This is a genomic window from Lactobacillus sp. RTP31084st1_F9_RTP31084_210423, from assembly GCF_040919545.1.
In the GTDB taxonomy this organism is placed as follows: Bacteria; Bacillota; Bacilli; order Lactobacillales; family Lactobacillaceae; genus Lactobacillus; species Lactobacillus paragasseri.
Map to the genome: position 1 here is coordinate 86,742 of NZ_JBCOVH010000003.1, position 15,377 is coordinate 102,118.

At 35.0% G+C, this 15,377-nt stretch carries 13 protein-coding genes; 6 read left to right on the top strand and 7 right to left on the bottom strand.

Annotated elements, in window-relative coordinates; all coding sequences use genetic code 11:
* Positions 1–29: 29 nt before the first annotated feature.
* Entirely contained in the window at positions 30–2,324 is a 2,295-nt protein-coding gene (helD, locus tag AB5359_RS07765; protein WP_048686228.1) for an RNA polymerase recycling motor HelD, read from the bottom strand.
* Between the two features lie 168 nt (positions 2,325–2,492).
* On the opposite strand from helD, the gene AB5359_RS07770 reads away from it, so the two are divergent.
* Positions 2,493–3,137 carry a matrixin family metalloprotease gene (locus AB5359_RS07770; protein WP_077410521.1) on the top strand — a complete coding sequence of 215 codons (645 nt, stop codon included), beginning with the start codon at positions 2,493–2,495 and terminating at the stop codon, positions 3,135–3,137.
* Between the two features lie 27 nt (positions 3,138–3,164).
* Here the strand turns inward: AB5359_RS07770 and AB5359_RS07775 are convergent, their stop codons facing one another.
* Positions 3,165–3,347, bottom strand: coding sequence for a hypothetical protein (locus AB5359_RS07775; protein ID WP_003646756.1), 183 nt, complete (start codon positions 3,345–3,347; stop codon positions 3,165–3,167).
* A gap of 195 nt (positions 3,348–3,542) precedes the next feature.
* On the opposite strand from AB5359_RS07775, the gene AB5359_RS07780 reads away from it, so the two are divergent.
* Positions 3,543–6,227, top strand: a complete 2,685-nt coding sequence (locus tag AB5359_RS07780) for a cation-translocating P-type ATPase (protein WP_077410523.1) — start codon at positions 3,543–3,545, stop codon at positions 6,225–6,227.
* A gap of 253 nt (positions 6,228–6,480) precedes the next feature.
* Here the strand turns inward: AB5359_RS07780 and AB5359_RS07785 are convergent, their stop codons facing one another.
* Positions 6,481–7,299: a MurR/RpiR family transcriptional regulator gene (locus AB5359_RS07785; RefSeq protein WP_048686223.1), complete on the bottom strand. Its 819-nt coding sequence runs from the start codon at positions 7,297–7,299 to the stop codon at positions 6,481–6,483.
* 131 nt (positions 7,300–7,430) lie between these two features.
* On the opposite strand from AB5359_RS07785, the gene AB5359_RS07790 reads away from it, so the two are divergent.
* Together AB5359_RS07790 and AB5359_RS07795 are read left to right on the top strand one after the other, a co-directional pair.
* The gene (locus AB5359_RS07790) at positions 7,431–8,123 is read left to right on the top strand and encodes an N-acetylmannosamine-6-phosphate 2-epimerase (RefSeq protein WP_003652604.1); all 693 of its coding nucleotides are present in this window, start codon (positions 7,431–7,433) and stop codon (positions 8,121–8,123) included.
* Positions 8,124–8,149: 26 nt separating this feature from the next.
* Complete coding sequence (locus AB5359_RS07795) at positions 8,150–10,225, top strand: PTS transporter subunit IIABC (protein WP_048686221.1); 2,076 nt, start codon at positions 8,150–8,152, stop codon at positions 10,223–10,225.
* Positions 10,226–10,287: 62 nt separating this feature from the next.
* Here the strand turns inward: AB5359_RS07795 and AB5359_RS07800 are convergent, their stop codons facing one another.
* Both AB5359_RS07800 and AB5359_RS07805 read right to left on the bottom strand, forming a co-directional pair.
* Entirely contained in the window at positions 10,288–11,052 is a 765-nt protein-coding gene (locus AB5359_RS07800; RefSeq protein WP_368280097.1) for an exodeoxyribonuclease III, read from the bottom strand.
* 91 nt (positions 11,053–11,143) lie between these two features.
* Complete coding sequence (locus AB5359_RS07805; RefSeq protein ID WP_003652598.1) at positions 11,144–11,488, bottom strand: hypothetical protein; 345 nt, start codon at positions 11,486–11,488, stop codon at positions 11,144–11,146.
* Positions 11,489–11,588: 100 nt separating this feature from the next.
* On the opposite strand from AB5359_RS07805, the gene AB5359_RS07810 reads away from it, so the two are divergent.
* On the top strand, positions 11,589–11,816 hold the full coding sequence (locus AB5359_RS07810; RefSeq protein WP_048686218.1) for a hypothetical protein: 228 nt from the start codon (positions 11,589–11,591) through the stop codon (positions 11,814–11,816).
* Between the two features lie 31 nt (positions 11,817–11,847).
* Positions 11,848–12,498: a histidine phosphatase family protein gene (locus AB5359_RS07815; protein ID WP_003649991.1), complete on the top strand. Its 651-nt coding sequence runs from the start codon at positions 11,848–11,850 to the stop codon at positions 12,496–12,498.
* Between the two features lie 40 nt (positions 12,499–12,538).
* Here the strand turns inward: AB5359_RS07815 and AB5359_RS07820 are convergent, their stop codons facing one another.
* Both AB5359_RS07820 and AB5359_RS07825 read right to left on the bottom strand, forming a co-directional pair.
* Positions 12,539–14,407, bottom strand: a complete 1,869-nt coding sequence (locus AB5359_RS07820; RefSeq protein ID WP_020807519.1) for an ABC transporter permease — start codon at positions 14,405–14,407, stop codon at positions 12,539–12,541.
* 19 nt (positions 14,408–14,426) lie between these two features.
* Entirely contained in the window at positions 14,427–15,173 is a 747-nt protein-coding gene (locus AB5359_RS07825; protein WP_003652590.1) for an ABC transporter ATP-binding protein, read from the bottom strand.
* Between the last annotated feature and the right edge of the window lie 204 nt (positions 15,174–15,377).

Consider the following 15,377-nt stretch of genomic DNA (forward strand, 5'->3'; position numbering starts at 1 on the left):
TGGAATGCCAAATTTGGCACTCCATTTTTTTATTTATTCACATAAGTCTTCTCGTCTAAATCATCAAACAGTGGGCTCTTCTCGCCTGTATAAATCAAGTCAAGTTTATACATTGCACGTGAAGTAATTGTGTAAAGCAATTGCGTTTCATCAAGTTGGTGATAATTATCCCTTGAAACATTCCAAGCAATTACTGCATCAAATTCAAGTCCTTTAGCCAAATATGATGGCATAACTAAAGTTCCAGGCACTAAACGCTGGTTGGCTGACCCAATTAAAGTTGCCTTAATTTTTCTTTCTTTCAAAACCTTAGCCACTTCTTTTGCTTCAGCCAAAGTCTTAGTAATAATGGCAGTAGTTAACTTTTGCTCATCATTTTCTACTAAGATATCCTCTAAAGCATTATATTCTTTTTCAAGACTATCACGCTTGTAAAAAGCAGGCTTAGGGCCACGTCTATCAAAGGCCTCAATCTTTTCACCTTGCCGCAGAATTTGCTTAGTAAAATTAGTTAATTCCTTAGTTGAACGATAAGACTTGGTTAATTGAACAACATCAGTCTTTTCAGGATCAAACAACTTGGAAATCTGACCTAAAAGAGTCTTACTTTCATCTTTAGTAAAAATAGCCTGGTTCAAATCTCCGAGCATCGTAAACTTAGCTCTTGGGAAGTTGTATTTAAGGTAAGCTAACTGGAATGGAGTGTAATCTTGAATTTCATCAATAAAGGCATAACGCATTTCATAATCAGTTCTACGCCCTGTAACTAAATCGTACAGGTACAAATATGGTGAAATATCAGCCATCTTGATCTTGCCGTTTCTGAACCTATCTTTAACATTTTCAATATGTGCTTCCCACTCTTCTTGGCTAATCTCCCACTTGCTTAAATCAATCAACTTAGGAACAGCACGCAAGAAGCGCAAGTACTGCGCACGAATATTCAAGAAACGGTTCTGGTGAATCTTACGACTAACTTGCTTTAATTGCTTAATTACAATTTTACGAGCTAAGAAATGTTCTTCTTTAGCACTTGATTCAAATTCTTGGTCTGGACGATCATATAACTTATTCAATTGCTCTTGATCTAACGATTCAATCGTCTTATCAACCCAAGCCTTCTTAGTTTCTGGCTCAATTCTTCTATTTAAGCTATTAATTAAAGCTTCTTTGGTAGCTTCAATTCTGTTTCTTAAATGGTAATTTTCATTAAAACCATAGTAAATTTCCTTGATCTTTTCTTTATCAAAAAATGGTTTCTTCTTATTCTTGAAATAAATATTTTTAAAAATTAAACCATTCTTTTCAAGGTGCTTAGCATAGCGAGTTACCGCATTAAAGAATTGTAAGGAATCTTTTAAGTTAACGATCTTGTCATTTTGCTCATTATCTTCGAATTGTTCAAATAAGTTTTCAACATTCATCCCTGGAACACGACGAGAAACAAATTGCCAGTAAGTCATCTGCACCATATTTTGTTCACCCATTTCAGGTAGAACATTTTTAACATAATCGTTAAACAATTGATTAGGGCTAAACATAATAACATCGCTAGAAGTTAAATTCCCGCGATAACGGTAAAGTAGGTACGCCACACGTTGCATAATAGCTGAGGTCTTACCTGATCCTGCTGCCCCTTGAACAAATAAAAGATCTGCACTAGTATTTCTAATAATCTTATTTTGTTCACGCTGAATCGTTGTTACGATCGACTTCATCTGTGTAGAAGATTTTTCGTTTAAGACATTTAAGAGCATTTGATCCCCAATTGACTCATTGGTATCAAACATATTGGTAATCTTACCATCTTCAATCAAGAATTGCCGTTTCTTAGTCATATCAACGGTTTGCACACCATCGGGCGCATTATAAGAAACTTTACCTAACTTACCATCATAATAAATAGAAGATATCGGTGCACGCCAATCATAGATTAAAAAGTGATCTTCTTTATCCGCAAAAGATCCTAAGCCAATATAAATCGTTTCAGGATCTTCATTAGGTTCTTGGAAATCAACTCTGGCAAAATACGGTCTCTTTTCTAAACGCTGCAAAGTTGATAATTGCTTAGCAGAATGTTGCCAGGCATTTTGACGTTCTGCTAACATTTGTTGCTGCTGATGAATTGACAAGGCAGTATCCATTGAAGTTGAATAGCCATCATAATCTAATTTCACATCATCAAAAAAGTGCGAATTAATATTTTGCGCTTCATTTTGCGCATGTTCAATTGAATGATCTAATTCGCTTTCTTTCTTTTTAATTAAGCCTAGAACTTTATCTAAATGCTTTTGTTCTTTTTGTTGTTCAGTTTCTTTTACCAAAATTAAGTCACCTATTTCTAGTATTAGTAAAAACTTTGCATACTATTTTATCATATGTATACGCTTTCTAAAAGAATTTACAACTTTGAGAAAGTCTCAATTATTATTTAGTCTTTTCTTAATTAATTAGTTTTATAATTAAATAAAATTACCTAGCGAGATGAAAAAGTGAAACGATTCTTTAAAAGTATTCTAGTTCTAGCTCTTTTATTTATTGGACTTAACTTTGCTTATCAAAAGACTGCGCCAGAAATTGAAAAAACTTTTGGAACTAGAAACCCACTCCCATATTTAACAGCCAAAGTACAACAATTTATTTCACCTGAAAAAATTCAAAATGATGATACAAATGCCGACAGCTCCAAAGGACATACTTTTGAAACTAACTCTGCATCTGTTTATCTTGACCTCTCTGATCCCACCCTCAGGCAAGCCGCAATTGATGGAATCAATATTTGGAACAATACAGGGGCCTTTAATTTCAAAATTACGAATGACAAAAGTAATGCCAAAATCATCATTAAAGTAATGAATGATGGACAGACTAACGCGGCTGGTTTAACTGATACGCAATATAATTCCCTAACAGGGCACTTAATTAAAGCAACTGTCCGTTTAAATTCATATTACCTTTTAAATCCAAGTTATGGCTACAACCACGGTCGAATCGTCAACACAGTTGAACACGAATTAGGCCATGCAATCGGGTTAGGCCATAAGAACGGCATTTCCGTCATGTATCCACAAGGATCTTTTTATACCATTCAGCCAAGCGATGTTGAAGATGTTAAAAAATTATATCAAAAACAATAAGAGCGATTCTATTTTTAAGAACCGCTCTTATTTTGTATTTTTCTTTTTTAATTGGTGTTGCTTTTTAAAATAAGGAATCCAGAAAGTTATGACATAACCTACTGCAATACCTACAAAAGTCCATACCATAATATTTTTAACAAATAAACCGATAAACAAACCAATTAAGCCAAAAATCCCAATAATAAATGATTGATCTAGTTGCTTCATACTTATTTCTCCATTTCTATCTTAACTATAACAAAATTATCTTATTATAAGCATATTTTTAGACTTACTTTGCCTTGCATTTTATACTATATATCATAAATGTTTTTAGATATATTTGCTTATATGCAAACAAATATCAACACTATACAAATAAAGAAATGTATTTTAATAAAAGAAAGGAATGGTATATCCTTTATGGATAATCAGAAACAACCTCCCTCGTATTCTCAAACAACAAACGAGTTATTTTCAGATTTAGAAACAAGTTCTACTGGCTTAAGTGAGCCAGAAGCTCAGCGGCGGTTAAAGAAATATGGACCTAACGCTCTAGCTGAAAAGCCACCAAAATCAACCTTAATGATGTTCAAAGAGCAAATCATTGATCCGATGATTTTGATCTTATTAGGAGCAGCTGCTTTTTCTGCAATTTTAAATGAATGGGTAGAAGCCAGCGTAATTTTCTTTATTGTTGTCGTTAACTCAATCATTGGAATTATTCAGGAGAAAAAAGCTCAGTCTTCTCTAGCGGCTCTCAAAACGATGAGCGCGCCAACTGCTACAGTTATGCGTGGCGGTATTGAAAAGATCATCCCTGCTAGCGAATTAGTTATCGGGGATTTAGTTATTCTAGCTAGCGGCGACATGGTTCCAGCTGATTTGCGTTTAATTCAATCTGCTAACTTAAAAATTGCAGAAGCCTCTTTAACCGGTGAATCAATTGCTAGTGAAAAGAATGCGAAAGCTGTTCTTTCAGTAGATTGTCCTCTAGGCGACAGAAAGAATATGGCTTATACTTCTTCAATCGTTACTTACGGACGAGGAAGCGGGATTGTAACTAAAACTGGAATGGACACCGAAATTGGCCAAATAGCCGGTATGCTTGAAAATGATGATGCTGGTGATACTCCATTAAAGCGAAAACTTAATACAGTAGGTAAAGTCTTAACAATCATTGGCTTAATTATCTGCGTTTTAATCTTTGCAATTGGTGCCTTTTATGGTCGTCCACTTTTACCACAATTCTTGGTAGCAATTTCTTTAGCTATTTCAATTATTCCAGAAGGTCTGCCAGCAACAGCAACAATCATTATGGCGCTTGGCGTGCAACGAATGGCAAAACAACATGCCTTAATTAAGAAGTTGCCTGCTGTTGAAACTCTAGGAAACGCGACGGTTATTTGTTCTGATAAGACAGGAACATTAACGTTAAATAAAATGACTGTAACTCATTTAGCTAATGGTGATGATTTCCTTAATAAAAAAGTTCTAAGTGTAGAAAAAGCAAGTAAGGATTCTAATTCATATAAGCAATTAATCTATGCATCTAGTCTTTGTAACGATGCTAGTTTTAATTTAGAAAATCCTAAAGAAGTAATTGGAGACCCGACTGAAGGTGCACTTCTTCCTCTAGCACAAGATTTAGGTTACTCGGCTCTTAACTTAAGAAAAGAGTATCCAAGACTTAGCGAATATCCTTTCGATTCAATTAGAAAGAGAATGACTACGGTTCATGAAATAAACAATGAATACGTCGCTTACACTAAAGGTGCGCTCGATGAGTTACTGCCACTTTGTGACTACATCCACACAAATAATGGTACACGTAAGTTAACTAAGGCTGATAAAGATAATATTCTTACCTTATCGCACAAGATGTCTGATCAAGCATTAAGAGTCTTAGGCTTTGCCAGCAAAAATATGCTAAACCTGCCTCAAGAAGGAGAAAATATTGAACAGCATTTAGTTTTCTTAGGTGCAGTCGGTATGATTGATCCTGCCAGAGATGAGGTTAAGGCATCAATCAAGATGGCTCGCGAAGCTGGAATTAAGACCATTATGATCACGGGTGACCACAAAAATACAGCAGTCGCTATTGCTAAAAATTTAGGTATTTATACTAATGGAAACACTGTTATTTCAGGTACTGAATTAAACGAAATGACAGATAATGAACTAGATCAAGCAGTTAAATCCGCTACTGTTTTTGCTCGTGTTTCGCCTAATGATAAATTAAGAATCATTCAAAGCCTAAAACGAAATAATGAAGTAGTAGCGATGACAGGAGATGGGGTCAATGACTCACCCGCCCTAAAGGCTGCTGATATCGGTGTTGCTATGGGTATTGGTGGTACTGATGTTGCTAAAGATGTTTCAGATATGATTTTACTTAATGATAGCTTTACAACAATTACGGCAGCAATTAGAGAAGGTCGAAAAGTATATCGCAATATTCAGAAAGTAATTCAATTTTTACTAGTTGGTAATATTGCCGAAATTACTACTTTATTTGTAGCTACAATCTTCAACTGGGATGCACCGCTACTTGCTGTGCATATTCTCTGGGTTAACTTAGCTACAGCTAGTTTGCCTGCTTTAGCTTTAGGAGTAGACCCAGCAAGTAAAAATATCATGAAACATAAGCCAGTAAAGACTGGAACTTTGTTTGAAAAAGACCTTGTTTGGCGTGTTATCAGTCAAGGAATTTTCGTCGCCTTAATGACCTTAATAGCTTACTGGATTGGAGAGTCGTTTGATAATCCAATTGCTGGTCAAACAATGGCATTTTGCGTTTTAGCCTTATCACAAATGCTTCGCGCATTTAACCAACATTCTAATACTGATCCAATCTGGGTTAGAGGCAATAAAATAAATGTTTGGTTGATTATCTCCTTTATTGTTTCAGCGGTCCTAATGGGAATCATTCTTTTCACTCCTAACTTACAAACTCTCTTCCATTTGACTAGTCTTACTTCAAGACAATGGTTAGTAGTAATTATTCTTTCTCTCTTCTCTATCCTGCAAGTTGAGATAAGCAAGTGGATTAAGAAGCTAATTAAAGCTAGACAAAAAGAAAACAAGCTGCAAACAACCAGTGACTAACATAATATAATAATTTAATTATTATGAGCATATTTTTCGACTTATGATGATTTAATTTATATAATATAAGTATAAATTTAACACTTACAACTGGCATAAAGACTTAAACAACCTTTATGCCTTCCACTTTTTGGTAATCAAAATAATCGGTATCGTAGATACCAAAACAGCCGAATTACTTAATCAAAGTAGTTTGGCTGTTTTTTTAGTGATTCAAGTACATTGTATATACTTGACGTTTTCCTATATTTATTTAAATAGATTTCTTTATAACTGCTGCAAGAGCTCGTTCTTTAATTTTATCTACATCAACTTTATTACGCTTTTCATATTCTCTAGCTAAAACGTCGCACAAATATAATTGCGAAACTTGCCCTGCTACACTACCAATATTCATAAACTCACTAACTGACGTTTGTAAACTCACATCCCCTAATTGAGCAATTGGAGAAGTAAGATCATTGGTAATTGCCAGGATTTTTGCTCCATAGTCTTTAGCAACATTTAATGAATCATACGTATCCTTAGTATGACCTGAAAGAGATAAGCCAACTACTACATCGTCTTTATTCAGCAAGGTTGCAACCTGGACTTGAATATGAGGATCCGACTCTGCGTTAGCAATTAGTCCAATTCTTAGCCATGTTCTCTCATAGTCTCTAGCAGACTCACCGGAATGTCCTACTCCAAAAATATGAATTCGCTGAGCTTTAGCTAATAAACTAACTGCTTTTTTTAGAGTAGGTGGATTAATTAATTCTTCTGTTTTTTCTATTGAAGAAATTAAAACTTTACTACTTCGCTGGGAACTTGTCTGAGCTCCATCATGGTTCTTAGCTGTAGTCATCATTGAATCTTGCGCTAAAGCAATTTTTAAATCCGAAAAACCTGAATAGCCTAGTTTTTTACATAATCTAACTATCGTAGCATCTCCCGTATTGGTTGCCTTTCCCAGTGACTTAATAGTGTCATAAATTACACGCTCAGTATGAGCAGCAATATAGTTAGCTAATTTATTTTCTGACTTCGTTAATTTATCTTTATTTTGATTATAGAGCTGAATAAATTCCATTTTCTCACGTCCTCGTCCTAATAACTATATCATGTTTTTACTAGAAAACGCTTGCATAATATTTAAATTCATTATATTATCTTCTTGGGAGGAAAACTCCAGAATTAAATTAATTTGGAGTATATTTACAAATGAACAAGGAAGAATTTATCAACAAAATCCATGGTGGTTTAATTATTTCATGTCAGGCTTTACCTGGCGAACCACTCTATACTGAAGAAGGCGGCATTATGCCATTAATGGCAAAAGCTGCTCAAGAAGCTGGTGCAACAGGTTTAAGAGCAAACTCTGTTAGAGATATTAAACAAATTAAAGAAGTAGTCGATCTACCAATGATCGGAATTATTAAACGCGATTATCCACCAGAAAAACCATACATTACGCCAACTATGAAAGAAGTAGACGAATTGATGGAAACTGGCGTTGAAGTAATTGCCCTTGACTGCACTTTACGTCCAAGACATGATGGCAAGACAGTAGCTGAATTTATTAAAGAAATTAAAGCTAAATATCCAAACCAACTTTTAATGGCAGATACTTCAAACTTTGAAGAAGCCAAAAACGCCTATGAAGCAGGCGTAGATTTTGTTGGTACTACTCTTTCTGGCTACACTGAGGAAAGTCCTAAGACTGACCATCCAGATTTTGATTTAATTAAAGCTTTAGTCGATGATGGTCTGCCAGTAATTGCTGAAGGAAAAATTCACACTCCAGAACAATTAAAGCAAGTAATTGATATCAATCCAGCAGGAATTGTAGTTGGTGGTGCAATTACTCGCCCACTTCAAATTGCTAAAACTTTCACTTCTGTTTTTGAAAAATAATAAATCATAACGAAAGAGGCTTAATCATGTCTAAGAAATTTTCTCATGTTGGGCAGGCCTTTTCACAACTAGGTCAAGCCTTCATGCTTCCAATCGCCATTTTACCGGTAGCTGGTTTGCTTTTAGGTTTAGGTGGTGCTCTAACAAATAAAGCAGCCGTTGGTGCTTATCCTTGGCTTAATCAAGAATGGCTTCAAACCATCTTAAAAGTAATGAACTTCGCCGGTAGTGCAGTTTTTAATAATTTAGCGCTTATCTTCTCAATTGGACTAGCTGTTGGTCTTGCTAAGGGAGATAAAGGTACAGCTGGCCTGGCTGGTGGTGTAGCTTACTTAGTTTATACCGCAACAATTTCAGGCTTGCTACAAATGTTTTCACCTAAAAACACTATTGATACTGGTGTTTTAGGAGCAATCGTTATTGGATGCGTAGTCGCTTATCTTCATAACCACTATCGTAAAGTTGAATTACCTCAATTTTTAGGATTCTTTGGCGGATCAAGATTTATACCGATTATTTCATCCCTTGCAGCTATTGTAATTGGTGCTATCTTCTTTATCATTTGGCCACCAATTCAAAGCGGTTTAACTAGTGCTGGTTATGCAATTGCTAAAATGGGAAGCTTTGGTAGTTTCTTGTATGGATTTTTGCTTCGTTTAACTGGAGCAGTTGGTCTTCACCATACTATCTATCCAATGTTTTGGTACACAGCATTAGGTGGAACTGCGGATGTTGCAGGTAAAACTGTTGTTGGTGCACAGAATATTTTCTTTGCTCAATTAGCTGACCCTAACCATCATGGCTTATTTACCTATGGTACAAGATTCTTTGCTGGTCGTTTTGCTACAATGATGTTTGGTCTTCCAGGTGCAGCTTTAGCAATGTATCTTTGCTTACCTAAGAGAAACCGTAAAACTAATGGTGGTTTATACCTTTCAGGCGGTTTAACCTCTTTCTTAACTGGTATTACTGAACCTATTGAATATACTTTCTTATTCGTAGCACCTTGGCTATACGTTATTCATGCCTTTCTTGATGGCTGTTCATTCTATGTAGCTGACATCATGAATATCAGAATTGGTAATTCATTCTCTGGCGGTTTAATTGACTATTTACTCTTCGGTGTCTTACAAGGAAGAGATAAAACCAACTGGCCAAACGTCTTAATTATGGGTGTTATTTGGTTCTTCCTTTACTTCTTTGTATTTACTTTTTGCATTAAGAAGTTCCATGTTGGCATCCCTGGAATGGTTGTTGAAGATAATCAAGCTGCCGATCAAATTATGGCAGCTGGTCCTAAGACTGATGACAAGCTTTACAATGAATCATGCGAAATTATTTCAGCATTAGGTGGCTTAGATAATATCGAAACTGTTTCAGCTTGTGCAACAAGATTAAGAGTTTCACTAAAAGACAATAACTTAGTTAATGACGATGTCTTTAAGATGCTAGGTGCTCCAGGTGTCTTGAAAGTAGCTGGAGGGGTTCAAGCTATCTTCGGTGGAAAAGCCGATCTTTATAGCCAAGAAATTAATGACATTATCACTCATCCTGACATGCAGCCAGCAAATAATCCACAAGTGGATAAAACTAACAAACCTGCTTCTACAAAAGTAGAAACTGTTCATAAGTCAGAAAAAGTTATTTTTAAAGCACCCGTAAAAGGTAAATTTGAAGATATCACCCAAGTTAAAGATGAAGTATTCTCACAAAAGATGATGGGTGAAGGGTTTGCAATTGAACCAGAAAACGGAAAAATCTACAGCCCAGTTGATGCTACTGTCATTTCGATTTTCAAGACGAAACATGCTATTGGCCTTAAAACAAAATCTGGCCTAGAAGTAATGCTTCACCTTGGAATAGATACAGTTGAACTTCAAGGCAAACCATTCACAATGAAAGTTAAGGAAGGCGAGCAAGTTACTCCTGAAACACAATTAATTGAAATGGACCTTGAACAAATCAAGGATGCTGGAAAAGATCCAGTTGTGATGACTTTGATTACTAACAGCAATGACAGAGTTTCACAAGTTGAAGATATCGTAACTAGTGGACAATTAGTTGAACCTCATGACGATGTCTACTCTGCATTAACTAAATAATATCAAATCAAAAAATGCACTTCGTATAACTACGAGGTGCATTTTTCTTTGTCTAATGAAAATTATTTTCCTGTTTTAATGTCTAAATCTAATTCAATTGGGCAATGATCTGATCCCATAATGTTGTTTAAAATCTTGGTATTGATTATCTTATCTTCTAAGTTATGTGATACCAAGAAATAATCTAGCCTCCAGCCAATATTCTTTGCTTGAGCATCTTCACGATAGCTCCAATAAGTATACTTTGCTTCATCTGGGTGGAAATAGCGGAAAGTATCAATGAAACCAGCATTCAATAATTCAGAAAATTCTTTTCTTTCAATTCCAGTAAATCCTGCATGACGGTGATTGTCATCTGGTTCTGCTAAATCAATCTTCTCATGAGCCACGCTCATATCCCCGCCAATGATTACTGGCTTATATTGCATTAACTTAGTAACGTAATTTCTAAAGGTTTGTGCCCACAATTCTCTAAAATCTAATCTTTGCAATTTCTCTCCAGAGAATGGAACTTGGACATCAATGAAATAGAAGTTTGGAAATTCTAAAGTAATACTTCTACCCTCGCCATCAACTTCTGGAACGCCGAATCCATTTGCGACTGTAATCGGCTTTTCTTTAGTAAAGACAGCAGTACCAGCATAGCCCTTTCTTTTGGCATAATTCCAGTATTGATAATAGCCTGGTAAGTCAATTTGTACTTCATTTGCCTCTACGCGAGTATCTTGTATGGCAAAGATATCTGCATCTAAGTCTGTAAAAGTATTAACAAAGCCATGACGCAACGCAGCACGCAACCCATTTACATTCCAAGACATAAATTTCATAATAATCCTTCTTTCTATAAGCTTACTAGTCAGCTCTCTCACCTTTTATTGTACATAGTTGGTTCAAACAGATGAAATATTTCGATTTCTCTCATCTAGTCTTCAAATGCCATACAAAGAAGCCAATTCCAATAATCAAGGCTAAAATTCCAGTCCAAATCAAACCAGCATATGTTCCGCCGAAAAAGCCTAAAATTCCGGCAACAATCATCATGGCAAAGCCAGCAATATCACCGCCTAGACCGTCACTATTTTCAGTTGAAATATAGACAATCCCGCTTGCCATAAATAAGCCGCAAAGGAGAATGCCAAGAATCCCTGCTAACATATTTTTGTCAGCAATTATTCCTAAAAATCCACCTAATAAACCTTGAATAAATAGCCATACAGAATAAACAATCATCAAAATTCCGATTACTAATTTTGTAACTCTCATAAAAATCACTCTTCTTTCATCTCTTAAGTTAGTATACTTAGCTTTAATATTCAAAATTTTTGATACAATGTTTCTATCACAAGGAAAGATGAGAATCACAATGCGAACCTTCGAACTAATTGGCCTATTTATTTACCTAGTTTTAATTGCTATTCTTGTAGGTCGACAAATTAAAGTAAGTAGTGATTTTAGAAATAATAAAATTACCGAAGAAAAACATCAAAAACTGACTAAAAGAAATACTATTCTCTTAATTATAGTGGGCATCTTGTTAATTCTGTTTTTGTATACGCCTTTTAAGATTTTAATTTTTTTAGGTTTGATATAATCAAAGTAAGTAATTCAAGGAGATTTTTATCATGAAAAGAATCTATATCGTACGTCACGGTCAAACTTATATCAACCGCTATGACAAAATGCAGGGCTGGTGTGACACCCCATTAACTGATGAAGGAATAAAGGGTGCAAAAGATGCTGGTAAAGCTTTAAGCGATATTCCTTTTGATATTGCTATTTCAAGCGATTTAAAGAGAGCTAGCGACACTTGTGACTACATTATCAATGAAAATTGCAACCGTGATGAGTTGCAGCATATCGCAACGCCATTTTTCAGGGAACAATTCTATGGCTTTTTTGAAGGAATGAATTCTGATGAAGCTTGGCGCATGATTGGTGGCCCCCATGGCTATCCAAGAAGAGATGAACTCCTTAAAGAAGTTGATATCAATACTATTAAAGACTACATGAAAGAAGCAGACCCATATCATGAAGCAGAAAATGCGGAGGAATATTGGGGCCGAGTTAATAAAGGCTTTGATTTAATCAGTAAATTAGATGGTGCTGAAAACATTTTACTTGTTACTCATGGCTTTACCATTAGAAGTATTGTTTCTCGCTTTGCGCCTGGCAAATACAACTTGGCTCACGGTCCAAGAAACGCATCAATTACAATTATGAATATGACTGATAAAGATATGAAAATTGCTTCTTATAATAAAATGTCAGTTTAACGCAAAAAAGACTTCACCAATTTTTGATGAAGTCTTTTTCTTAATCTTCTTTTTGTAAAACAATATGTTGGTATAAAATCACTGTTAATAGGTAGTAAATTACGTAAAGCACTCCGAAAATTGTAAATGGTATCCACAGTTTGTCATATGTATTCATCCCCAAGATGGATTTAAATAATTGAAGTCCGAATAGGACGTCTACCACACCTAAAACTGCTGGTAAAGCAAACAGAATTCCAATTTCTTTAGTAATTGATGATTTCAATAAGCTCTTTCTCGTTCCAACTTTCCATAGCATTTGATATCTTGGCTTGTCGCTGTTTGCACCAGATAAAACCTTGAACATCAAGGTTGAGGCAAGCATTGCTAGAAAGGCTAGTCCTAAGAAGAAACCCATAAATTCAAAACCAGAAGTCATACTTGAAACTAGACGATATTGAGCAGATTTTGAATTAGAAAGATTTACATTAATTCCATCTTTTTCAGCCTCTGGTGAACTAATCATTTGATTTACTGATAATTTTTGCAATTTTTCAATATTGTTGAAATTACTTCTAAAATTATTAACTCTTAAAAGTTCAATCTTATTTACTTTAGCCTTAATTTGATCATATTGAGCTTGCGATACAACCTTAGCTTGAGCGTCAATATACGGAGTAAGAGACACTAATTGATATTCACCCTCTGCTGCAACATCTGACTTCTTATTTTTAAAATCATTAACAGTAAGACGTCTAGTATCATAGTGGTTCACGTCATTTTTACGTGAATAGTGCTGATACATAATCTTATTATTCTTGAGCTGATTTTCAGAAATGTAAAGGACGCGATTCTTTTCTTTTCCCTTACCTTCTACGACCATCTTATAGTCAAAATGAGTTGTAGATTTTATAGAAACTTTCTTTAATTGATTATCAACTTTTTGATTACGGTTGTATAAAACTACATCATAATAAGTACTTTGCATTGCCTGCTCAGTCATATTATTGAAGTTCAAGCCAACAGTAATTGCTCCTAAAGCAAGCGCAAATAGTAATGATACGGTTGATAAAATTCTTGTATAGTCACTTAATCTAAACTTCAATTGGCCTAGAGTAAAGGAATGAAGTTTTCGATACTTGAAAGATAAGTTCTTACGAAGTAAATCAATAATTGCTGTAAAGAAGGAATCAAAAGTAAAGTAAGAACCGAAAACAATTGTAAAGAAAGCAATGGGAACGGTTTTGGTACCTAATTTTGCTGCATGCATCATTGCCCAATAACCTGTGGCAAGTAATGCAATACCTAATAGTGCCTCAATAAACTTCCATAATTTATTTCTATGTAATTTAACTGGTTTTTGATCTTCATGAAGTAAATTAATTATATTCGATTTAACTAACTTATGACGATTCCAGAAAGCAGCTAAAAAGAATAAAATTGCAAAAAATGCGATCGTCCAAAGTAAAGCTGGTAAATAGAATCCTACAAATTTATGAATTTGTAAGCCCAATTGTGAGATTAAAATGCTAGAAACGCCTTGCGTTAAAGCAACTCCTAGAACAGTTCCTAATAAAGTAGCTAATAAACCAACAACAAGTGTTTCAGTAAAAATCAGTCTTCCAATTTTACTAGTCCTAGCACCTAGCATCATGTACATCCCATAGTCTTTCTGCCGCATGCTCAGCAAAAAGCTATTAGCATATACAATATAAACAAAAGTGATAATTGATAAAAGCGCAATCCCAAAGCCAAAAACAATTTGAGTAATTTGGAAAGCAATACTTAACGAGCCTTTTAAGAAAGCAGGATTAGTTGCTAAAGTCATAAACATGTAGAAGATTGCACTAGCAAAAGTTAAGCCAGAAAAAAGAACTAAATAGTCTTTGAACCGGCTTTTAATTCCGGTTAATGATAATTTCCAAAGCATAATTATTTCCTTCCTAGTATTAACGTCTACCTAATTCCGCAATAATTTCTTGATAGAATTCTTCGCGGCTCTTGCCATCCTTTTTAATTTCTTTACCAATCTTACCATCCTTGATAAAAAGAATACGGCTAGCATATGAAGCTGAATATGGATCGTGAGTTACCATCAGGATTGATACTTTATCTTTTTCGTTCAACCCCTTCATGGTTTCAAGAAGTTCTGTAGCACTCTTTGAATCAAGTGCCCCAGTTGGTTCATCCCCATAAAGAATAGCTGGTTCATGAACTAATGCCCGCGCTGCTGCAACACGTTGTTTTTGACCACCAGATATTTCTGCTGGATATTTATTTAAGATATGATCAATCCCTAATCGCTTAGCAATTTTATCAACTTTAGGATTAATTGCACTTGTCTTCACATTTTGAAGTGATAAAGGAAGTGCAATATTTTCACGATTAGTTAAGTTCTCTAACAAGTTAAAATCTTGAAAAATAAAGCCAATCTCTTGTCCACGAAAATCAGCCATTTGGTTCTTATTTAAGCCGGTAATATCACGACCATTGATATAAACATTTCCTGTAGTTGGCTGGTCTAAAGTTGACAAAATGTTTAATAAAGTTGTCTTACCTGAACCAGATGCACCCATGATTCCAACAAATTCGCCACGTGCCACATCAAAGCTGATGCCTTTTAAAGCTTGGTATTGTTTCTCACCTTTCTTACCATAAGTCTTGGTAATGTCTTGAACTTGAACTACTTCACTCATGATTACTCTCCCTTTTTGTTATAGTGTATTACGTACCTGTTACACTATATAATACAGACACAGGCATAAAAAGTAAAGCCTGTTTTTCATTTTTTTGAACTTTTATTCTTGTATAATAGAAAACGGTATTGTAATTAAAATACGAAAAGAGGTTTAGTATGCAGGGAAGCTACTTCTTCAACCCTCCTCCTAAATTTAAATAAA